General features: G+C 71.0%; 22 protein-coding genes. 9 read left to right on the top strand and 13 right to left on the bottom strand.

Annotation, left to right across the window (positions count from 1 at the left end; genetic code table 11):
* Nucleotides 1–55: 55 nt before the first annotated feature.
* Nucleotides 56–1291: an MFS transporter gene (locus ABEA33_RS06870; RefSeq protein WP_345525980.1), complete on the top strand. Its 1236-nt coding sequence runs from the start codon at nucleotides 56–58 to the stop codon at nucleotides 1289–1291.
* Here the strand turns inward: ABEA33_RS06870 and ABEA33_RS06865 are convergent.
* The gene (locus ABEA33_RS06865) at nucleotides 1263–1787 is read right to left on the bottom strand and encodes a DUF1697 domain-containing protein (RefSeq protein WP_345525979.1); all 525 of its coding nucleotides are present in this window, start codon (nucleotides 1785–1787) and stop codon (nucleotides 1263–1265) included. The two genes, ABEA33_RS06870 and ABEA33_RS06865, sit on opposite strands and share 29 nt — an antisense overlap.
* 67 nt (nucleotides 1788–1854) lie before the next feature.
* On the opposite strand from ABEA33_RS06865, the gene ABEA33_RS06860 reads away from it, so the two are divergent.
* From ABEA33_RS06860 to ABEA33_RS06850, 3 genes are read left to right on the top strand one after another with little or no spacing between them, the layout of a single operon-like run.
* The gene (locus ABEA33_RS06860) at nucleotides 1855–2271 is read left to right on the top strand and encodes a MarR family winged helix-turn-helix transcriptional regulator (protein WP_345525978.1); all 417 of its coding nucleotides are present in this window, start codon (nucleotides 1855–1857) and stop codon (nucleotides 2269–2271) included.
* Complete coding sequence (locus tag ABEA33_RS06855) at nucleotides 2268–3530, top strand: MFS transporter (RefSeq protein WP_345525977.1); 1263 nt, start codon at nucleotides 2268–2270, stop codon at nucleotides 3528–3530. Before ABEA33_RS06860 ends, ABEA33_RS06855 begins: the two co-directional genes overlap by 4 nt.
* A gap of 23 nt (nucleotides 3531–3553) precedes the next feature.
* Entirely contained in the window at nucleotides 3554–4219 is a 666-nt protein-coding gene (locus tag ABEA33_RS06850) for an SIMPL domain-containing protein (RefSeq protein ID WP_345525976.1), read from the top strand.
* 50 nt (nucleotides 4220–4269) lie between these two features.
* Here ABEA33_RS06850 and hppD read toward each other — a convergent pair whose 3' ends face one another.
* Nucleotides 4270–5472, bottom strand: a complete 1203-nt coding sequence (hppD, locus tag ABEA33_RS06845) for a 4-hydroxyphenylpyruvate dioxygenase (RefSeq protein WP_345525975.1) — start codon at nucleotides 5470–5472, stop codon at nucleotides 4270–4272.
* Nucleotides 5473–5554: 82 nt separating this feature from the next.
* Here hppD and ABEA33_RS06840 point away from each other — a divergent pair, with 82 nt between their 5' ends.
* Complete coding sequence (locus ABEA33_RS06840; RefSeq protein ID WP_345525974.1) at nucleotides 5555–6028, top strand: Lrp/AsnC family transcriptional regulator; 474 nt, start codon at nucleotides 5555–5557, stop codon at nucleotides 6026–6028.
* Here ABEA33_RS06840 and ABEA33_RS06835 read toward each other — a convergent pair.
* The gene (locus tag ABEA33_RS06835) at nucleotides 6018–6650 is read right to left on the bottom strand and encodes an FMN-dependent NADH-azoreductase (protein ID WP_345525973.1); all 633 of its coding nucleotides are present in this window, start codon (nucleotides 6648–6650) and stop codon (nucleotides 6018–6020) included. The two genes, ABEA33_RS06840 and ABEA33_RS06835, sit on opposite strands and share 11 nt — an antisense overlap.
* Nucleotides 6651–6734: 84 nt before the next feature.
* Between ABEA33_RS06835 and ABEA33_RS06830 the strand changes: the two genes are divergently transcribed.
* On the top strand, nucleotides 6735–7292 hold the full coding sequence (locus tag ABEA33_RS06830) for a MarR family winged helix-turn-helix transcriptional regulator (protein ID WP_345525972.1): 558 nt from the start codon (nucleotides 6735–6737) through the stop codon (nucleotides 7290–7292).
* On the opposite strand, the gene ABEA33_RS06825 is transcribed toward ABEA33_RS06830, so the two are convergent.
* The 5 genes from ABEA33_RS06825 to ABEA33_RS06805 form a co-directional block, all read right to left on the bottom strand.
* Nucleotides 7273–7911 (bottom strand): IclR family transcriptional regulator, encoded by a 639-nt coding sequence (locus ABEA33_RS06825; protein WP_345525971.1) that lies wholly within the window; start codon nucleotides 7909–7911, stop codon nucleotides 7273–7275. The two genes, ABEA33_RS06830 and ABEA33_RS06825, sit on opposite strands and share 20 nt — an antisense overlap.
* Before the next feature lie 20 nt (nucleotides 7912–7931).
* A complete protein-coding gene (locus ABEA33_RS06820; RefSeq protein WP_425577351.1) occupies nucleotides 7932–9743 on the bottom strand; it encodes a DEAD/DEAH box helicase in 1812 nt (603 codons plus the stop codon).
* Entirely contained in the window at nucleotides 9740–9991 is a 252-nt protein-coding gene (locus ABEA33_RS06815; RefSeq protein ID WP_345526294.1) for a DUF3039 domain-containing protein, read from the bottom strand. The genes ABEA33_RS06820 and ABEA33_RS06815 overlap by 4 nt, the downstream gene beginning before the upstream one ends.
* Nucleotides 9992–10060: 69 nt before the next feature.
* Nucleotides 10061–10618 (bottom strand): YqgE/AlgH family protein, encoded by a 558-nt coding sequence (locus ABEA33_RS06810; RefSeq protein ID WP_345525970.1) that lies wholly within the window; start codon nucleotides 10616–10618, stop codon nucleotides 10061–10063.
* A gap of 47 nt (nucleotides 10619–10665) precedes the next feature.
* Nucleotides 10666–11187 (bottom strand): hypothetical protein, encoded by a 522-nt coding sequence (locus ABEA33_RS06805; RefSeq protein WP_345525969.1) that lies wholly within the window; start codon nucleotides 11185–11187, stop codon nucleotides 10666–10668.
* A 151-nt stretch (nucleotides 11188–11338) separates the two neighbouring features.
* Between ABEA33_RS06805 and ABEA33_RS06800 the strand changes: the two genes are divergently transcribed.
* Nucleotides 11339–12025 carry a TetR/AcrR family transcriptional regulator gene (locus ABEA33_RS06800; RefSeq protein WP_345525968.1) on the top strand — a complete coding sequence of 229 codons (687 nt, stop codon included), beginning with the start codon at nucleotides 11339–11341 and terminating at the stop codon, nucleotides 12023–12025.
* Between the two features lie 16 nt (nucleotides 12026–12041).
* On the opposite strand, the gene ABEA33_RS06795 is transcribed toward ABEA33_RS06800, so the two are convergent.
* The 4 genes from ABEA33_RS06795 to ABEA33_RS06780 all read right to left on the bottom strand — a co-directional run bounded on the left by ABEA33_RS06795 (nucleotide 12042) and on the right by ABEA33_RS06780 (nucleotide 16072).
* Nucleotides 12042–13058: a DUF3048 domain-containing protein gene (locus ABEA33_RS06795; RefSeq protein WP_345525967.1), complete on the bottom strand. Its 1017-nt coding sequence runs from the start codon at nucleotides 13056–13058 to the stop codon at nucleotides 12042–12044.
* Nucleotides 13059–13167: 109 nt separating this feature from the next.
* Nucleotides 13168–13935 carry an SDR family NAD(P)-dependent oxidoreductase gene (locus ABEA33_RS06790; RefSeq protein WP_345525966.1) on the bottom strand — a complete coding sequence of 256 codons (768 nt, stop codon included), beginning with the start codon at nucleotides 13933–13935 and terminating at the stop codon, nucleotides 13168–13170.
* Between the two features lie 78 nt (nucleotides 13936–14013).
* Nucleotides 14014–15561 (bottom strand): hypothetical protein, encoded by a 1548-nt coding sequence (locus ABEA33_RS06785; protein ID WP_345525965.1) that lies wholly within the window; start codon nucleotides 15559–15561, stop codon nucleotides 14014–14016.
* 91 nt (nucleotides 15562–15652) lie between these two features.
* Nucleotides 15653–16072, bottom strand: coding sequence for an HIT family protein (locus tag ABEA33_RS06780; protein ID WP_345525964.1), 420 nt, complete (start codon nucleotides 16070–16072; stop codon nucleotides 15653–15655).
* Nucleotides 16073–16251: 179 nt separating this feature from the next.
* Between ABEA33_RS06780 and ABEA33_RS06775 the strand changes: the two genes are divergently transcribed.
* Together ABEA33_RS06775 and ABEA33_RS06770 are read left to right on the top strand one after the other, a co-directional pair.
* Nucleotides 16252–16413 carry a hypothetical protein gene (locus tag ABEA33_RS06775; RefSeq protein WP_345525963.1) on the top strand — a complete coding sequence of 54 codons (162 nt, stop codon included), beginning with the start codon at nucleotides 16252–16254 and terminating at the stop codon, nucleotides 16411–16413.
* An 18-nt stretch (nucleotides 16414–16431) separates the two neighbouring features.
* Entirely contained in the window at nucleotides 16432–17139 is a 708-nt protein-coding gene (locus ABEA33_RS06770) for a hypothetical protein (RefSeq protein WP_345525962.1), read from the top strand.
* On the opposite strand, the gene ABEA33_RS06765 is transcribed toward ABEA33_RS06770, so the two are convergent.
* On the bottom strand, nucleotides 17127–18512 hold the full coding sequence (locus ABEA33_RS06765; protein WP_345525960.1) for a M15 family metallopeptidase: 1386 nt from the start codon (nucleotides 18510–18512) through the stop codon (nucleotides 17127–17129). The two genes, ABEA33_RS06770 and ABEA33_RS06765, sit on opposite strands and share 13 nt — an antisense overlap.
* Between the last annotated feature and the right edge of the window lie 4 nt (nucleotides 18513–18516).

Genomic DNA, 18516 nt, shown 5'->3' with positions numbered 1-18516 from the left:
GCCGTTCTATCTCGCGCGCGGGCCGGGCACAAGGGATGGCATCATCTGCCGCGAGATGTTCACCTCCGCGACCGCGCCGCTCCGGGAGTCGCGGTTCCGGTGGTACTTCTCCTCGCGGCTGGTCAACCTGTCCGGTACGACGATGGCGCCCGTCGCACTCGCGTTCGCGGTCCTCCACATCAGCGACTCCGCCGGCTCGCTCGGACTGGTGCTCGCGGCGCACAGTATCCCCCAGGTGGTGTTCCTGCTCCTCGGTGGCGTCGTGGCCGACCGGCTGGGCCGGACCCTCGTCATCCAGCTCTCCAACGTCGGCGCCGCCGTCAGCCAGGGTCTGCTCGCCGCGCTGCTGCTGTCGGGCCACGCCGAGCTGTGGCACTTCGTGGCGCTCTCCGCGCTCAACGGCACACTCTCGGCGATGAGCCTGCCGGCGCTCGCCGGCATCGTGCCGGCGCTGGTCGCGCGCGACCAGCTCCAGCCGACCAACGTGCTGATCTCGATGTCACGCAACGCCCTCGCGATCCTCGGCCCCACGGTGGCGGCCGGTCTCGTCGTCACCGTCGGTCCTGGGTGGGCGCTGGCGGTCGACGCGGTCACCTGGCTCGCGGCAGCACTGCTGCTGATCCCCGTCCGCCTCCCGGCGCGAGCCCGCACGGGCACCGAGCCGTCGATGATCCGGGAGCTCGCGGACGGCTGGGACTTCTTCCGGCGTACGACGTGGTTGTGGGTCGTCGTGCTGGCGTTCGGCGTCCTCAACGCCATCCACGCCGGCGGGCTCCTCACGCTCGGGCCGGTCCTCGCCAACGACACCGACATCGGCGCCCACGGCTGGGGTCTGATCATGTCGGCCGAGGCCGTTGGACTGTTCGCGATGACCCTGCTGATGCTGCGCATCCCGCTGCAGCGCCCGCTCTACTGGGGGATGATCGGCGTCGCGCTCTTCGGGGTGCCGATGATCGTGATGGGGCTGCACCCGCAGACGGCGTGGGTGATGGTCGCGGCCTTCGTCGGCGGCATGGGCATCGAGGTCTTCGGCCTCGGCTGGAACCTCGCGATGCAGGAGAACGTGCCCGACGAGATGCTCTCGCGCGCCTACTCCTACGACATGCTCGGCTCGTTCGTGGCGATCCCGATCGGCCAGCTCACGTTCGGTCCGCTGGCCTCGGTGTTCGGCACCCAGGATGTGCTGCTGGTCGGCGGTGTCGTCTACCTCGCCGTTGCCCTGCTGACGCTCCTGTCCCGTTCGGTGCGCGACCTGCCACGGGTCAGCACCACTTCTCCGCGAGCGCCCTGATCACCGTCAGGTTGCGGTTGGTGGCGATGCCGAGCTGCTTCTCGATGGCGGCGTTCGTCAGCCTGGCCTCGTGGTAGTTCTCGCCCAGCAGCAGGTGCACCGCACGCCCGCCGACGCGGGCCACCTCGTCCGCCGTGCTCGTCTCCTCGAGCGCCTTGACCGCGGCCGCCGTGGGCACGTCCTTGAGCAGCGAGACGTAGTGCTTGCCGCCATGCCCGTACGACGCCGCCTCGTCCGCGATCGCGCTGAGCTCCTTCTGCGTGAAGACGATCGTGGGCACCGCGAAGCCGGCCTCCGCCTCGAAGGCCTTCTCCAGCGCCGCCTCGATCTTCGCCCGTGACCGCAAGGTCGTGTCGAAGCGGACGTTGCCGGTGTTGATGTAGGTCTCGACCTCGGTGAACCCGGCGGCCTCGACCGCCTTCGCGATGGCAGCCTTCGGGAACTTCCGCTTCGCACCGAGGTTGATCGCCCGCAGGAAGCCGATGTACGTCGCCATGCCCGCATCATGCCGTGTGGGCCGGCTCACCTAGTTTTACATAGGTTGCCTATGTAACGTGGAGCCCGTGACCGACACCGAGCTCGCCAGCGATCTGGTCGTCCACGCGGCCCGCCTGGTGCGCGCCGTACGGCGCGAGCTGGAGCTGCCCGCGGCGACGCGGATCATCTCCCTCATCGACGAGGCCGGCCCGATGGGCATCACCCAGCTCGCCGAGCTCGACCGCTGCTCGCAGCCGACCATGTCGGCCGCAGTGGCCCAGCTCGTCGACCAGGGCTGGGTCACCAAGGCCCCCAACCCGGTCGACGCCCGCGGCACCGTCGTCACACTGTCCGACTCGGGTCGCGCCGAGCTGGCCCGCGTCCGCCGTCTCCACGGCGAACGCGTGGCCGCGCTCGTCGACGCGCATCCGGACCTCACCACCGAGGACCTCGCCACGGCCGTCGCCGTGCTGCGAGGAGTCCTCCAGGAAGGCACGCCGTGAACCACCCCGCTCCGTCTACCGGGACCGTCGAAGAGACGGGATCCTTCCTCAAGCAGCCGCGCGCCGTCTGGGCCGTCGCCTTCGCCTGCGTGATCGCGTTCATGGGCATCGGGCTCGTGGATCCGATCCTCAAGGAGATCGCGGCGAAGCTCGACGCGACGCCGAGCCAGGTGTCGCTCCTCTTCACCAGCTACATGGCGATCATGGGCGTCGCGATGCTCGTGACCGGCGTCGTATCGAGCCGGATCGGCCCGAAGCGCACGCTGCTCTCCGGCCTGGTGCTGATCATCGTCTTCGCGGCGCTCGCCGGCTCGTCGAACTCGGTCGGCGCGATCATCGGGTTCCGCGCCGGCTGGGGGCTCGGCAACGCGCTCTTCGTAGCGACCGCCCTGTCCACCATCGTGAGCGCCTCGAAGGGCTCGGTCGCGCAGGCGATCATCCTGTTCGAGGCGGCCCTCGGCCTCGGCATCGCGTCCGGCCCGCTCATCGGCGGCCTGCTCGGTGAGCAGTCCTGGCGCGGCCCGTTCTTCGGCGTCTCGGTGCTGATGACGATCGCACTCGTCGCGACCGCCTTCTTCCTCCCGACGACGCCGCCGGCCGGGCGTCGTACGTCGCTCGCGGACCCGTTCCGCGCGCTGCGGCATCCGGCGCTGCTGCTGATCGCGCTGGTCGCGATCTGCTACAACCTGGGCTTCTTCACGCTGCTCGCCGCCGGCCCGTTCGCGTTGCCGAGCTTCGACATCATGCAGATCGGCTGGACGTTCTTCGGCTGGGGCGTGCTGCTCGCCTTCACGTCGGTGGTGGCCGCGCCGCGGTTGCAGCGGAGGTTCGGGACTCTGCCGACGCTGCTCGCGATGCTGGTGCTCTTCGGGCTCGACCTGGTCGCGATGGCGGTCTTCACGACCAGCGAGGCCGCGGTCGCCACGGCGATCATCGTCGCGGGCGCCTTCCTCGGCGTGATCAACACCCTGGTCACCGAAGCGGTCATGGGTGCCGCTCCGGTCGAGCGGCCGGTGGCGTCCGCGGCGTACTCCTTCGTGCGCTTCACCGGCGGCGCCATGGGTCCGTACGTCGCGCTCAAGCTGGCCGAGCACGTCGGCGTGCACGCGCCGTTCTGGTTCGGCGCGGGCGCGGTCGGCGTTGGCGTGGTGATCCTGGCGGCCGGCACTGCCACCATCGGACGGGCCCTGCTGGCCGGCGCCCCGGCGTCGCACTCACCCGCCGAGGCCGAGGCGGAGCTCCTCGGCGACCTGGCCTGACGGACGCCGGGCACAATCGGTGCATGTCCGAGACCGTGATCACCGTCCAAGGGACCTACGACTCGTTCCACCCTGCCGAGCGCGCGACCGTCACCGTGACGGTCGGGTTCGAGGGGCCGGAGCGGAGCGCGGTCGTCAGCGGCACCACCCAGGGGACGACGGCGCTGGTCGCCGGGATCGCCGCGCGGCACGACCCGGCGCACGGTCCGGTCACGTGGTACGCCACCGACCGGGTCCAGGTGTGGGCCGAGCGGCCGTTCAACAACAAGGGCGAGCAGAAGCCGCCCGTGCACCACGCCCGGACGACCACGCGCGCCAAGTTCCGCGACTTCGAGGACCTGGCCCAGTGGGTCGAACGCGCGGCCGCCCACCCCGGCGTACAGGTCAACGGCATCGAGTGGGCCCTGACCGAGCAGACCAAGCAGGCCACCGTGGCCAGCGTCCGCACCCGCGCCGTCGAGGAGGCCCGCCGCAAGGCGCAGACGTACGCCGAGGCGCTCGGCCTCGGCGACCTGCACTGCGTGGCGATCGCCGACCCCGGCATGCTCGGCGACCAGTCGAGCGGCGCTGGCGGCGGTCAGGCGATGTACTCCCGCGCCGCGGCCGCCGAAGCCGGCTCGGGCCTGGCGTTCACCCCCGAGGACATCGCGGTGTCGGCGACCGTCGACGCGAGGTTCGTCGCGAGCTAGTGGGGTCGTGAGTCTGAGCGGGCGCCGGGGCGCCCGTTCAGACTCACGACTCACAGATTCCCGCGGGCGTCCTGCTCGCGCTCGATGGCCTCGAAGAGCGCCCTGAAGTTGCCCTTGCCGAACCCGAGCGAGCCGTGCCGCTCGATCAGCTCGAAGAAGACCGTCGGCCGGTCGCCCAGCGGCTTGGTGAAGATCTGCAGCAGGTAGCCGTCCTCGTCGCGGTCGACCAGGATCGCCCGCTTCTGCAGCTCCTCGATCGGCACGCGCACGTTGCCGATCCGGGTCCGCAGCTCGGGGTCCTCGTAGTAGGAGTCGGGCGTCGCGAGGAACTCGACACCGTTGGCGCGCAGCGCGTCGACCGAGGCGAGGATGTCGTTGGTCGCGACCGCGAGGTGCTGGGCGCCGGCGCCACGGTAGAACTCGAGGTACTCGTCGATCTGCGACTTCTTCTTCGCGATCGCCGGCTCGTTGAGCGGGAACTTCACCCGGTGATTGCCGTTGGCGACCACCTTGCTCATCAGGGCCGAGTAGTCGGTGGCGATGTCGTCGCCGATGAACTCCGCCATGTTCACGAAGCCCATCACCCGGTTGTAGAAGTCGACCCACTCGTCCATGTGGCCGAGCTCGACGTTGCCGACGATGTGGTCGAGGGCCTGGAAGAGCCGCTTCGGCTGGCCCGCCGGCTTCTCCCACGTCGACGACTTCGCGACGTAGCCGGGGAGGTACGGACCGTCGTACCGGCTCCGGTCGACGAGGGTGTGGATGGTCTCGCCGTAGGTCGCGATCGCGGCGATCCGCACGGTGCCGCGCTCGTCGGTGACGTCCTCCGGCTCGCGTACGACGCGCGCACCGGCCTTGCGGGCCTGGGCGATGCAGCGGTCGACGTCGGGCACCTCCAGGGCGATGTCGACGACGCCGTCGCCGTGGCGGCGGTGGTGGTCGGCGAGCGGGCTGTCCGGGTCGACGGCGCCGTTGAGCACGAACTTGATCGAGCCCGAGCGCAGCACGAACGACTTGTGATCGCGGTTACCGTTCTCGGGGCCGGAGTAGGCGGCCAGCTCCATGCCCCACGCAGACTGGTAGTAGTGGGCCGCCTGGGTCGCGTTGCCGACGACGAAGACGATCGCGTCCCACCCGGTGACCGGGAAGACGTCGCCCTCCTCGTCGTACTCCACCAGCCCGACCAGCTGCTGGAGCTGCTCCAGCGTGAGGTCGGCCTTGAGCTCGTCAGCGGTCAGCGCGTGGGTCGTCATAGGCCGGAGCCTGCCCGGATAGCGCAGAGTGTGCAATGGTGAGCCGAAACACTGCGCACCTTGTCCAGCAACGGAGGCGATCATGGACGATCTCGACGGCAGATTGATCGACCTGTTCGCCGACGACCCCCGCGTGGGCGTCCTCGAGGCCTCCCGGCGGCTCGGCGTCGCGCGCGGGACGGTCCAGGCCCGGCTCGACAAGCTCGCGGCGACCGGCGTGATCACCGGCTGGGGACCCGACCTCTCCCCCGAGGCGCTGGGCTACCCGGTGACGGCGTTCCTCACCCTCGAGATCAGGCAGGAGACGAGCAGCGGCGGCCACGACGCGGTCGCCCAGCACCTCGAGCAGATCCCCGAGGTGCTGGAGGCCCACACGATCACCGGCGCCGGCGACCTGTGGGTCCGAGTGGTCGCCCGCTCGAACGCCGACCTCCAGCGCGTCATCGACGGCGTGCTCGACGACGCGCGCATCGTCCGCTCGTCGACGGTGATCGCGCTCGCGACCCAGGTCCCCTACCGGGTCCGGCCGCTGGCGCGGGTCGGCCTCAGCGAGTAGCCAGCTCGCGGCCGGCGACGACGGCGGCCTCCTCGGCCTCCTTCTTCAACAGCGCGGCCAGCTCGGTGAACTCGTCCAGGGCCGGGTTGACGCCGACCATGGTGAACTCGCGCTCGACGAGCGTCAGGTCGGCGCCCCAGACGTCGACCAGGATCCGGCGCAGGTAGTCCGTGTTGTGGTCCCAGCCCTCGCGCGGCGTGCCCTCGCCGTACGCGCCGCCGCGGGTGGTGACGAGGACGACCTGCTTGCCCTCGAGCAGCCGGGTGCCGTGCGGAGCGCCCGCGAGCACGAGGTCGAACCAAGTCTTGGCGTGCTGCGAGACGCCGAAGTTGTAGAACGGCAGGGCGAGCACCACGACGTCGGCGGCCTGGAGCTCGTCGGCAAGGCCGGCAGCGAGGGCGAGCGCCTCGACCTGTGCGGCCGTCCGCTGCTCCTCGGGGGTGAAGGAGCCGTGGATCGCGTTGGCCCACGCGTCGGACGGCAGCGGGTCGATCGCGAGGTGACGGTTCACAACGGGCACGTCGGGGCGCACGGTGCGGAACTCGTCGAGCACCAGGTCGGCGAGCGCGGCACTGGCAGAGGCCGGCCCCTGGATGGTGGCGTCGATGCGGAGCAGGGTCACGAGATTCTCCTGAAGGCTGGGGTTGAATGTTCAACGCGACGGTACGGCGGTTGAGTTGAATGTTCAAGTCGCTACCCTGGACGGGTGACCGATCCCACGCAGCCGACCGCGGACGTGCCGTGGCTGGACGACGACCAGCTGCGTGACTGGAAGGCACTCGTCGGCCTGCTGATGACGCTGCCGGCGGCGCTCGACGTCCAGCTCAAGCGCGACACCGGGCTGAACATGTTCGAGTACCACGTGCTCGCTGCCCTGTCCGAGGCCCCGAACGGCGCCTTGCCGATGAGCGAGCTGGCCGTGCTGTCGCGCGGCTCGCGCTCCCGGCTCTCCCATGCCGTCTCCCGCCTGGAAGGGGCAGGCTGGGTCGACCGGCGCTCCTGCGCGGAGGCGGGCCTACGCACGGCTGCTCACCTGACCGACGCCGGACGACGCAAGCTCGAGGAGTCGGCGCCCGGCCACGCCCGCGAGGCCCGCCGCCTGGTCGTCGACCTGCTGCCGCCGGAGGAGCTGTCCGCGCTCGGCCGGAGCGCGCGGGCCATCGTCCAGCTGACGGCACCCGAGCTGTCCGAACGGATGGCGGACGACCACTCCGCATGCGGCGAGGAGCTCCGCGGGCCGGGAGTCAGCTCAGCCGCTGGCTGAGCTCCGCAGCAGCTCGCTCGACCTGCGGTCCGACCGCGGCGGCATCGAGGGCGGGATCGACGGTGACGATGCCGACGCTCGCCTCGAGACCGGGTACGCCGCGCACCGGAGCCGCCAGGCCTCGAGCGCCGGACTGCAGCTCGCCGACGGTGAGCACGTACGGCGTCGGGTCGCCGGTGCGGCCGAGCAGGATCGCCTTGCCCGCGGCGCCCTGACCGAGCGGGTGCCGCGAGCCGACCCGGTAGCCGACGTGGAAGTCGGTCCAGGAGGGCTCGACCACGGCGAGCGCGAGCGCCTCCTCACCGTCAGCGACGGTCAGATGAGCCGTGCAGCCGACGGCCTCGGCGAGCTCGCGCAGCAGGGGTACGGCGAGCTCGCGCAACACGGGCTGTACGGCGGCGCCGAGCCGAAGGACGCCCAGTCCGACCCGCAGCCGGCCGCCCGCATCCCGGCGCACCAGCGCACGGGCCTCGAGAGTGGCCACCAGCCGGTGCACGATCGTCCGGTTGACCTCCATCCGGGCTGCCAGCTCGGTCATCGTCAGCCCGTCAGGCGTCGCCGCGAGCACGTCGAGGACTCGCAACCCGCGGTCCAGCGTCTGGGAGATCTCGGCCGGCACGTTCGGGAGTCTAGGGAGTGTCAGGACGACTTGCGGGTGGCCCAGTCACGGAGCCGGTCGATCCGCGCGTGCAGCTGGTCGGCGGTGGCGACCGCCGCGGCGGGCCCGCCGCACTCCTTGCGGAGGGCCGCGTGGGTGATGCCGTGGGCCTGGCCGGTGCGGTGGTGCCAGGCCGCGACCAGCCCGTTGAGCTCGCGGCGCAGGACGGCCAGCTGCTCGTGCGTGCTGACCTCGGCGACCGAGTCCGCGCCGTGCCCGGACTCCTGCTTGGGTGCGGCCCTCTGCTTCTTGGCCCGGTCGCTCTGCCGCTGCTGCAGCAGCTCGCGCATCTGGCCGGGCTCGAGAAGGCCCGGGATGCCGAGGAAGTCCATCTCCTCCTCCGAGCCGACGTGCACCTCCCCCGCGTGGCCGAACTCGCCGCCATCGAAGAGCACCCGGTCGAAGCGCGCCTCGGAGCCCAGCGCCTCGAACGACATCTCGAGCTCGTCGGACGCACCCTCGCCGGCGTTCGCCTCGGCCATCAGCTCGTTCTCGGCGGCGAAGATGTCGCCCTCGTCGTTCACCTTGCGGCGGAGCACGTGGTCGCGCTCGACCTCCATCTCGGAGGCGAAGCCCAACAGCGACGGCACCGACGGCAGGAAGACCGACGCAGTCTCGCCCCGGGTCCGCGCGCGGACGAAGCGGCCGACGGCCTGGGCGAAGAAGAGGGGGGTCGAGGTCCGGGTCGCGTAGACACCGACGGCGAGCCGCGGGACGTCGACGCCCTCGGACACCATGCGTACGGCGACCATCCAGCGCCGGTCGCTGTCGGTGAACTCGGTGATCTTCTTCGACGACGCTTTCTCGTCGGAGAGCACGACGGTCGCCGGCTCCCCCGTGATCTGGCGCAAGATCTTGGCGTACGCACGCGCGTTGTCCTGGTCGGAGGCGATCACCAGGCCGCCGGCGTCGGGGACGTGACGGCGCACCTCGGTGAGCCGGCTGTCCGCGGCCGCCAGCACCGACGGGATCCAGGAGCCGGATGGGTCGAGCGCGGTACGCAGCGCCTGCGCGGTCAGGTCCTTGGTGAGCGGCTCGCCGAGCCGGGCGGCGATCTCGTCGCCCGCGCGAGTGCGCCACGTCATCTCGCCGGAGTAGGCCATGAAGAGCACCGGCCGGACGACGTGGTCGGCCAGCGCGTGCGCGTAGCCGTAGGTGTAGTCGGCGACCGACCGCGGCACCCCGTCGTTGCCGGGGGCGTAGGTGACGAACGGGATCGGGTTGATGTCGGAGCGGAACGGCGTACCGGTCAGCGCGAGCCGGCGGGCGGCCGGCTCGAACGCCTCGCGCACGCCCTCGCCCCACGACAGCGCGTCACCGGCATGGTGCACCTCGTCGAGGATCACCAGCGTCTTGAACCGCTCGGTGCGGATCCGCATCGCCAGCGGGTTGACCGCCACTCCGGCGTACGTCACGGCGATGCCGACGAAGTCCTGCGAGGTCTTGCCCTTGCCCGCTGAGTACGTCGGGTCGATCGGGATGCCGGCGCGCGCGGCCGCCTCGGCCCACTGGAGCTTGAGGTGCTCGGTCGGCGCCACCACGGTGATCCGGTCGACGATCCGGCGACCGAGCAGCTCGGCCGCGACGGAGAGCGCGAACGTCGTCTTGCCTGCGCCCGGCGTCGCCACGGCGAGGAAGTCGCGCGGCTGGTCGTCGAAGTACTGCCGCATCGCCGCCGACTGCCAGGCACGCAGCGAGGGCGCCGTACCCCAGGCCGCGCGCTCCGGCCAGGCCGGGCCAAGGCTCGATCCAAGAGTCGCGATGGGCAGGGAGTCGGTGGGCCGACCCGTCACTCCTTCGAGCCCGCGTCGTCGTTGAGCTGCTCCCAGGCGTCCTTGCACTCGGGGCAGACCGGGAACTTCTCGGGAGCCCGGCTCGGCACCCACACCTTGCCGCACAGGGCCACGACGGGAGTCCCCATCACCATGGCCTCGGTGAGCTTGTCCTTCTCCACGTAGTGCGAGAACCGCTCGTGGTCGCCCTCATCGGTGGGGACGGTACGGCGGTCCTCCCGGACGTCCGTGTCTGTCGAGAAGCCGATGCTGGTCACGGCCCCACTGTAATCCAGGTGCCAGGCGATCCGCCGCGTCGGCGCCGCGGCTGTGGAGGATCAGTTGAGCTCGGGGTCGGCCGGGCGGGTCGAGTGCCAGGCCATCTCGCCGGGCTGTCGACGCAGCACCTCGCGCCACAGGCCGGTCGTGTCGGGGCGGAACGCGTCCCAGGTCTCCCCCGGTACGACGTACCAGCTGCCCTCCTCGATCTCGCCGTCGAGCTGCTCGGCGCCCCACCCGGCGTACCCGGCGAAGATCCGCAGTCCGGCGAGGCTGCCCTCGAGCAGCTCGACCGGGGCGTCCAGGTCGACCAGGCCGAGCCGGCCGTTGACCGCACGAAAGCCCACCGGCACGTCCTCGGGGTCGCGCAGAAGTGCGACCGCCAGGGCGCCGTCGGCGCCGACGGGCCCACCCTGGAAGAGCACGTCGGGCTCGGCGACGACGTCGGCCCAACCCTCCAGCACCGCGTTGACGGGCACACCCGACGGGCGGTTGAGGACGACGCCGAGGGCGCCGTTGTCATCCACGTCGAGGAGCAGCACGACCGAGTCGGCGAAGTTGGGGTCCAACAGCGCAGGCGAAGCCACCAGCAGCATCCCGGCAACCGCCTGACTCATGGCTCCATCATGCCCGGAATCAGGTCCGGAGACGGACGGGGACTACGTCAGGCGGCGATCACGGCCTTGAGGCGGCCGAGCAGGCCATGGGGCGCAGGGGTGGCGGCCGGTGCGGGACGGTACGTCGCCCGGGCACGGTCCTCGATCCCGGCTCCCACCCGGGCGGCGGCGTCGTCGGGCGTGCTGACCCGGCCGGCCATCATCGCGAGCAGGAGGTGCTCCTTGGCGGTGGCCTTGGCCATCGCGTCGGAGATCGCGGGAGTGCTGGGGGCGGTTCGCTCGCGGTCGAGGATCGCGCGGACTCCGGGGAGCTCGTCGGCGGCCGTGTGCCACGCGGCGACGACGGCGTCCTCGAGCTCCAGGGGCTCGGCCATGAGCTCGCGCTCGATCTGGCCGGCCAGGCGGGTGTGCCAACGCAGCTGCAGGGCGCCGAGCAGGGTGAGCTCGTCGCCAAACGTCTCGGCAACCCCGGGCAGGTCCACGGGAAGGCGACCGTCACGGCGGCGGTTGGCGCTGGCGATGACGTCGCGGAGGATCTCGCCGCGGCGGTGGAAGGACGTCCAGGTCATGGTGCCTCTCCTTCAGGACGGACGGTGCACCCCGACTGGGGCATACTCGAAGTACGTACCCACGGTATGTAGGCGCGACGACGGTAGGCAACCTTCCCGGTCGGTGATCCGAGTCACGCATACCGACGGTAGGTATTAGGCTCCCGTGACCATGAGCAAGTCCTCGGTCTCCAAGCTCGTCCCCCGCGTGCCCGGCGCGACCCGTCGACAGCAGTACTCCGCCTCGACCAAGCGCGCGCTGGTCGACGTGGCCGAGGAGCTCTTCACCGAGAACGGCTACGCCTCGACGTCGCTCGACTCGATCGTCGCCGGCGCCGACGTCACCAAGGGCGCGCTCTACCACCACTTCAGCGGCAAGCAGGCGCTCTTCGAGTCCGTCTTCGAGCGGGTCGAGGACGATGCCTCGCGCGCCATCCAGGATGCGCTCAAGGGCCACCGCGACCCCTGGGAGAAGGCCACTGCCGGACTTCGGGCGTTCCTGACGGTCGTCCAGGAGGCGCGCTACCGGCGGATCGTGATCCAGGAGGGCCCGGCTGTCCTGGGCTACGAGCGCTACCGCGAGCAGGAGGAGCGCTCGACCTTCGCGAACGTCCTCGAGATCGTGCGCTCGGTCCTCGAGGCCGGCGAGTGGGAGCTCGACGAGGACCTGCAGCAGACCTTCGCGCGGATCTTCTTCGGTGCGATGTCCTCGGCCGGCGAGTCGGTCTCGAGCGCGCCCGACCCGATCGTGGCCGCGGCGAACGTCGAGACCGCGATCACGTTCATCCTGGCGGGCTTCCGCGTCCTCGCCGAGAGCGGCGTGGAGCTGCCCGCCAGCGAGCTCCCCGAAGAGGTCTGAGCCCTACCGCTGAGCCCTACCGCTTGGTGAAGGTCACGTTGCCGTTCGCGGCCGGGACCAGCTCGACCCAGGTGTGACCCGCGGGCACCGTCAGGTCGCCCGCCTTGGTCGACAGCTTGATCGGCGCCTTGAGGTCGGACTTCGACCAGGTGCCGCGGACCAGCTTGCCGCCGTGGAAGACCATGGCCTGACCCTTGCCGGTGAACTTGGTCTCCGGCACCGGGTTGCCCGCCGGGTCGAGGTAGCCGGCGTCGCCGACCTGCACGCGCAGCACCAGCACGGTGTCGGCCGGGAAGTGGTCACCGGCGGCGGCGTACGTGTTCTCGTTGACGTAGCCCTTGCCGTCGTACGTCCAGTTCGTGGTGTGGCCACCGCCGAAGCTGGCCGCGATCTTGGTGGCCTTCTGCCCGCCCGGGAAGTCCTTCTCGTCGCCCCACGGCAGGTAGTCGTCGGGGCGAGCTGCGTCGTCCTCGGCCGTCTTGGCGACCGTGGTCAGGTCGGCGAAGACGTTGTACGGCGCGCTCCGGCTGGTGTCGCGCGAGAGGCCCGGCGCACCCTCCTGGAAGAACTGGATGCCGGCGCCCTTGATCCGGGCGATCGTGCGGCCCGCGGCGCCACTGGTCACGACCGAGGCGTCGGCCGGCGAGACGATGCCGATGTCGCTGGCGCGCATCGACCGGACCGGTCCGACCTTGGCCGGCAGTTGCGAGTAGAAGAACGCCGCCAGCCGGGTGAGGCCGCCCTCGACCAGCTCCTCGACGACCAGGTCCGCCTGGCCGAGGCCGAGCTGCGGAGAGCTGGAGTACGTGTTGTCGATCTTGGTGACCAGCACGGGGTGGGTCTTCGCGACGTCCTCGTCGCCTTCGACCGGGAGGCCGGTCAGCGGCCACGTGGACGCGATCTCCTCGCTGGCGGCGACCTCCTGCGAGGCGGCCTTCGGCTTGTCGGCGGAGTCGTCTCCCCCGCCGCAGCCGGCCAGCAGCAGGCCGGTTGCCGTCAGGAGGGAGATGATGGTCAGTGGGGCACGACGCACGATGGCGCTCCGATCCGTGAAACTCTTGTGACTTGCTCGACTTCAAGTGTGCAGGCGCGACCGTACCCCGTGGGGAGGCGCGCCCACATATCGCCGGGGCGGTGGTCGCCTAGCCGAGCTTGGCGCCGCCGTCGACGTACAGCGTCTGGCCGGTGATGTACGACGCCTCGTCGCTGCAGAGGAACGCCGCGGCGGCCGCGATGTCCTCGGGGTAGCCCACCCGCTTGACCGGGTTGGCCTCGGCCGCGGCGGCGCGGAAGTCCTCGACGCTGACGCCGACCCGGGCGGCCGTGGCGTCGGTCATCTCGGTGGCGATGAAGCCGGGGGCGATCGCGTTGGCGTTGACGCCGTACCGGCCCAACTCGATGCCGAGGGTCCGGGTGAAGCCCTGGATGCCCATCTTGGCGGCCGAGTAGTTGGCCTGGCCGCGGTTGCCGAGGGCAGACACGCTCGAGAGGTTGACGATCTTCCCGTACTTCTGGGCGACGAAGTGCTTCTGGGCGGCCCGGGTCATCAGGAACGCACCGCGCAGGTGCACGTTCATGACCAGGTCCCAGTCGTCGTCGGTCATCTTGAACAGCAGGTTGTCGCGGGTGACGCCGGCGTTGTTGACGAGGATGTGGATCCCGCCGAGCTCGGCCACGACCCGCTCGATCGCCGCGTTGGCGGACTCGGTGTCGCTCACGTCGGCGCCGATGCCGACGGCCTTCGCGCCGTCGGCAACCGGCAGCTTGGCCGCTGCCTCGGCAGCGCTGGACTCGTCGAGATCGAGGATCGCGACGGACGCGCCCTCCTCGGCGAACCGCGTCGCGGTGCCGAACCCGATGCCGCGTGCTGCTCCGGTGACGACCGCAACCCGTCCGTTGAAACGACCCATCGCTGCTGCTCCTCCAATGTCAGTGGCTGGTTCCCTGCCACAGTAGGGCAGCGGCTCGAGGGCCTTCCTCCGGGGAGGTCATCTACGCACCTTGGCGGTGGCCGGGCTCTTGACCGTGGCCGTGGCGTACGACGCCTTGCGGCCGACGACCCGCACGCTGATCTTGTGCCCGACGTCGGCCTTGCCGAGCCGGTAGCTGCGCGCGGTGCGCTTCTTGACCGGCTTGCCGTCACGCAACCACTGGAAGGCCAGCTTCACGCGGGCCGGCGACCATGCCTTGACCGAGGCCACCAGCTTTTTGCCGAGGCGGAGCTTGCCCTTGATCTTCGGCCGGTGGCTCGTCAGCTTGCCGACCGCTCGCTCCGTGACCGTCGAGGTCGTGCTGACGCGGTCCCCGTTGGGGAGGGTGCCGGCGATCCGGACGCTGATCCGCTTGCCGGCGACCTTGTTGGTGACGACGTACGTCGGCTGCGTCGCTCCCGGGATCGCGGCGTCGTTGGCGAGCCACTGGTAGGCCCGGTCGGTGACTTCCGATCCCCAGGAGCCCGGATCCGCAGTCAGGCGCTTGCCACTGGCGGCCTGGCTCACGTACGTCCGGCCGGTGGTGAGTCGCACAGTGTAGCTGCGGCTCTTCGCCACTCCGTTGGGGAACGAGAGCACCTTGGCGTCGTCGAACGTGTACGCGTCCTCCCAGTACTCCGGCACGCCAGTGCCCTGGTACCCGGCGGGCAGCCCGAACTGGATCTTGAACTCGTCGAAGTTGTTGATGAACCGGTAGCGACCCTGGGCGTCGGTCGCGTTCGGCCCGTACTGAGGCCAGTCCCAGGCACCGCCGTTGGTGCGGACCTTGAAGAGAAGCGGGGCGTTGGCCAGGGGCTCGCCGTCCGTGTCGAGCACCGTGAACACCACGCGCGGCCGCTCGCGCATGGTGATGTCCTGGACGGTGGCGACGCCTGGACGCACGGTCACCGGGTGGGTGTCGTAGTAGTACTGCGGGTCGTCGGCTTCGTAGCCGCTCGTGCCCGCCTCGGCGACGTAGTCGCCGGGGATCAGGTTGCCCGACCACTCCCCTTCCAGGCTGTCGTAGCGGCCCTGGGCGTCGGTGACCGTGCTGTAGCCGCCCCCGTTGCCCTGGCTGAAGCCCACGTAGACGCCGGGCATCGGCTGGCCCGCCTCGTTGCGCACGGTGCCGACGACCTTGCCGATCGGCTGGAGCTCGATCGCGTGGGACAGCGTGATCGCGCCACCGTTGACGACGACCTCGGTCGCGCCGTAGGGGCTCCACCGGTCGTCGTAGTACTCGTAGCCGTACTGCCCGAGTTCGCCGTACACCTTCGGGTACGTGCGGATCTGGTACCGACCGTCGGGCACGCCAGTGACCGAGAAGTGACCCGTCGAATCCGACTCTGCCCTGACGAGGGCGTTGTCGTTGCCGCCTGTCTCGTGGAGCCGGTCGAAGAGGATCGAGGCACCGGCGTACGGCGCCGCGGTCCCCCCGCTCGGACGGGCCGTGACCATCCCGGAGATCGAGCCAGTGTCAGCGGCCTGGGCCGGGACCACGAGCAGCAGCGAAGCGAGCAGGGCGAGCAGTGTCGCCGGGACGAGGCGACGGGACGAGATGGGCATACGGTTCCCTCCGAGGATCGGGACGCGTACTCGTCCCGGTCGGACGTTTATCCGCCTGCCGTCGTCCCGAAACCCGGGATCCGCGATGCGGTCAGCCGAGGACGTCTCGGAGGCGGGCGGCGTAGTCCGCGGCCTCCCCGTCGGCGTACGACGTGCGCGGCCAGAAGAAGCCGCGCAGCCCGTCGCCCTTGGTGCGGGGTACGACGTGCAGGTGCAGGTGGGCGACGGACTGGCTGACGACGTTGTTCATCGCGACGAAGCTGCCCTGCGCGCCGAGTCCCTCGACGACGGCGGTCGCGAGCCGCTGACCGGCGGCCAGGAACGGGTCCCGCAGCGCGGCCGGGAGGTCGGGCAGCGTGACGATGTGCTCGCGCGGCACGAGCAGCACGTGGCCCTTGAAGACCGGGCGACGGTCCAGGAAGGCGACGACGTGGTCATCGTCCAGCACCACGTCGGCGGCGAGGTCGCCGGCGGCGATCGCGCAGAACACACACTCGACCGCTGGCGCCATGCACGAAAGGTTAGCGACATGGAGATCGCACTCATCGGAGTCGGGGCCGCGCTGTGCATCGCGGTGGTCACCGCATTCGCCTCGCGGCTCGGTGTCGCGGCGCCGTTGCTGCTGGTGGTGGTCGGTGTCGCGGTGATCCTGGTGCCGGGCGTCCCGACGGTCGACATCACCCGGAGTGGGTGCTCATCGGCGGGCTCCCGGTGGTCCTGGTCGTGGTCAGCTCGGTGGTCGTCGAGGCGTTCCTCGCCGGCGTCGTCCCCGGCATCGACCTCGCGACCGGCATCGCGCTCGGCGCCATCATCAGCCCCACCGACACGGTCGCCACGACAATCGTGAAGTAGCTCGGGGTCTCGCCACGCGTGGTCACCGTTCTCCAGGGCGAGAGCCTGCTCAACGACACCACCGCGCTCGTCCTGCTGCGCTCCGGCCGTCAAACACCGCGATCTCGTGCGCGGTGCCGTTCGTCGCCTACCTGCCCGCCGAGCACCTCAACGCGTCACTGGCGGACCGTCGAGCTGCTCCTCGAGGGCGGCGTCTTCCTGCTCGTGGGCCTGGAGCTGACGGCGTGGTCTCCGGCGTCCGCGAGGAGCACGGCGACCTGTGGTCCGCGCTGTGGATCGGGTCGGTCGCTGGTGCTGATCCGGGCGGCGTACGTCGCTCCCCTGGTCTACGCGCTGCGTCGTCGGGCCGACCGCAGCCTCGCGTCCCGCGACCGGCTCGCCACGATGCAGACGCAGCTCGACGACGGGACGCTGCCGGTGCGGAGCAGACCACAACGCCAGCCGCGCAACGAGCACGAGGCCGAGCGCCTCGAGCAGCACATCGAGCACCGCACCAGGATGTTCGGCACCCGGATCCGTCGCACCCTCGCCGATGTCGACTACCTCGCCGGCGGCCCGCTGGGCTGGCGGGAAGGCACCGTGCTCGTCGGGGCAGGCATGCGCGGCGTCGTCACCCTGGCGTCAAGGGCGGCACCCTGCCGGTGCTGGTGTCCCGGCTGGGCCTGGCGTCCCCGCCCGACGACGACCCGGATCCCGAGCTGCGCACCTGACGATCAGTCGCAATAACGGGTGCAGGCCTCCGGCCCACCGGCCACGCGCTTGCCGCCGCCTCCGACGTAGTCGAAGTGCTGGGTGTCGCCGTTGCCGAAGCTCCACTGCAGGCCGTGCCGAGCCATCACCCGGACGACCACGTGGGAGCGGGAGCGCCAGGCGACGCGGGGATCTGAGCGGGGCTGCCACCAACGGTTGGGCACGATGCCCTTCGCCGAACGGTAGGGGTTCTCCCACGTGTTGACGTCGAGCGAGCGGCCCCACGAGTGCGGCGACCGGGTGCCCGGACGGCCGGTGACGTCGCGGCAGTTGAACGCCGAGGTGTTGCCTGCCGCCATCGAGGCGTAGTCGTCGCCACCCCGAGAGCGCTTGCTCCAGCCGAACCGGTCCACGCGGTACATCGCTCGGATCGGCAGCTCGCGGCGGTACATCTCCGCCAGCGCGGCGCCCATGGCACCGGCAGCGTCGGTGCTCGCGACGAGCTCTCCGCGACGTCGGTAGCCCTGGTAGTCCCAGTAGTTGACCCGGACGATCCGCAGTCCGCCGCGACCGACCGGGCAGCCCGAGTGCCACGAGACACCGACCATCTGGCGCCAGATCCCGTCGCTGATCGAGGTGACCTCCACGTGGGGGCCGTCGCCGATGGCGCGCTGCTGGGCGGGCAGCTTGATCCGAGGCTTCGGGGCGCCCTTCGGCAGCTTCACGGGCCGGCCCGGAGGACGGTTGTCGATGCTGAGCACACCGCTGCGGCCTGCCGCGACCCAGGACAGCTGAGGCGCCCGGGCCTGCCACCGGGTGTCCGTGCGAGGGGTGACGGCCAGGGTCGCCTGGCCTGCCGCGTCGGTCGTGACGACGCCGTACGCCTGCCAGCGGGCGCCGGGGCGCTTGCGGAAGAGTCGTACGTCGCCGGCCAGCGGCTCGCCGTCGGCCGTGAGCCACCGGACGCGGAGGGTCGCCGACCGCTCGTCGACGACCTTGGACGGGCCGCCGAGGGTGACCGTCGGCTGCCGCAGCTGGATCGGGAGGCTGCCCTCCTGGACGACGGGCGGGTGGGTCGCGTCGCCGGCGTACGTCGCCCTGACGCGGTTGTCGTCGGCGATGCGGGAGACCGCCAGGGCGGCGCTCGCCCGGCCCGCGGCGTCGGTCACGACGGTGCCGACGGCCTGCCAGATGCCGCCCGTGCTGCGCTCGAGCAGCACCCGCGCACCCACCACCGGCGCGCCGGTCTCGTCGCCGAGAATCACGGTGAGGGTCGTGGTCGCGTCGGCCGGGGCCGCCGGAGCCGACAGCGACAGCGTCGTGGTGGTGGCCGCGCCGGCGGGCGCGCACAGCCCGATGGCGAGCGCGAGAGCGCAGACAACACCACTGACGATCGTCTCGAGCGACATGCGT

It is taken from the genome of Nocardioides endophyticus (assembly GCF_039543845.1).
Classification (GTDB): Bacteria; Actinomycetota; Actinomycetes; order Propionibacteriales; family Nocardioidaceae; genus Nocardioides; species Nocardioides endophyticus.
The sequence above is the reverse complement of the archived record's forward strand: the minus strand, read 5'-3'. Positions and strand labels throughout refer to the sequence as shown.

What these genes read in the sequence shown, in the direction of transcription:
- ABEA33_RS06870 (WP_345525980.1), top strand. Translation starts at nt 56, where the DNA reads ATGTTCACCTCCGCGACCGCGCCGCTCCGGGAGTCGCGGTTCCGGTGG.
- ABEA33_RS06865 (WP_345525979.1), bottom strand. Translation starts at nt 1,787, where the DNA reads ATGGCGACGTACATCGGCTTCCTGCGGGCGATCAACCTCGGTGCGAAG.
- ABEA33_RS06850 (WP_345525976.1), top strand. Translation starts at nt 3,554, where the DNA reads ATGTCCGAGACCGTGATCACCGTCCAAGGGACCTACGACTCGTTCCAC.
- hppD (WP_345525975.1), bottom strand. Translation starts at nt 5,472, where the DNA reads ATGACGACCCACGCGCTGACCGCTGACGAGCTCAAGGCCGACCTCACG.
- ABEA33_RS06840 (WP_345525974.1), top strand. Translation starts at nt 5,555, where the DNA reads ATGGACGATCTCGACGGCAGATTGATCGACCTGTTCGCCGACGACCCC.
- ABEA33_RS06810 (WP_345525970.1), bottom strand. Translation starts at nt 10,618, where the DNA reads ATGAGTCAGGCGGTTGCCGGGATGCTGCTGGTGGCTTCGCCTGCGCTG.
- ABEA33_RS06805 (WP_345525969.1), bottom strand. Translation starts at nt 11,187, where the DNA reads ATGACCTGGACGTCCTTCCACCGCCGCGGCGAGATCCTCCGCGACGTC.
- ABEA33_RS06800 (WP_345525968.1), top strand. Translation starts at nt 11,339, where the DNA reads ATGAGCAAGTCCTCGGTCTCCAAGCTCGTCCCCCGCGTGCCCGGCGCG.
- ABEA33_RS06790 (WP_345525966.1), bottom strand. Translation starts at nt 13,935, where the DNA reads ATGGGTCGTTTCAACGGACGGGTTGCGGTCGTCACCGGAGCAGCACGC.
- ABEA33_RS06785 (WP_345525965.1), bottom strand. Translation starts at nt 15,561, where the DNA reads ATGCCCATCTCGTCCCGTCGCCTCGTCCCGGCGACACTGCTCGCCCTG.
- ABEA33_RS06780 (WP_345525964.1), bottom strand. Translation starts at nt 16,072, where the DNA reads ATGGCGCCAGCGGTCGAGTGTGTGTTCTGCGCGATCGCCGCCGGCGAC.
- ABEA33_RS06765 (WP_345525960.1), bottom strand. Translation starts at nt 18,512, where the DNA reads ATGTCGCTCGAGACGATCGTCAGTGGTGTTGTCTGCGCTCTCGCGCTC.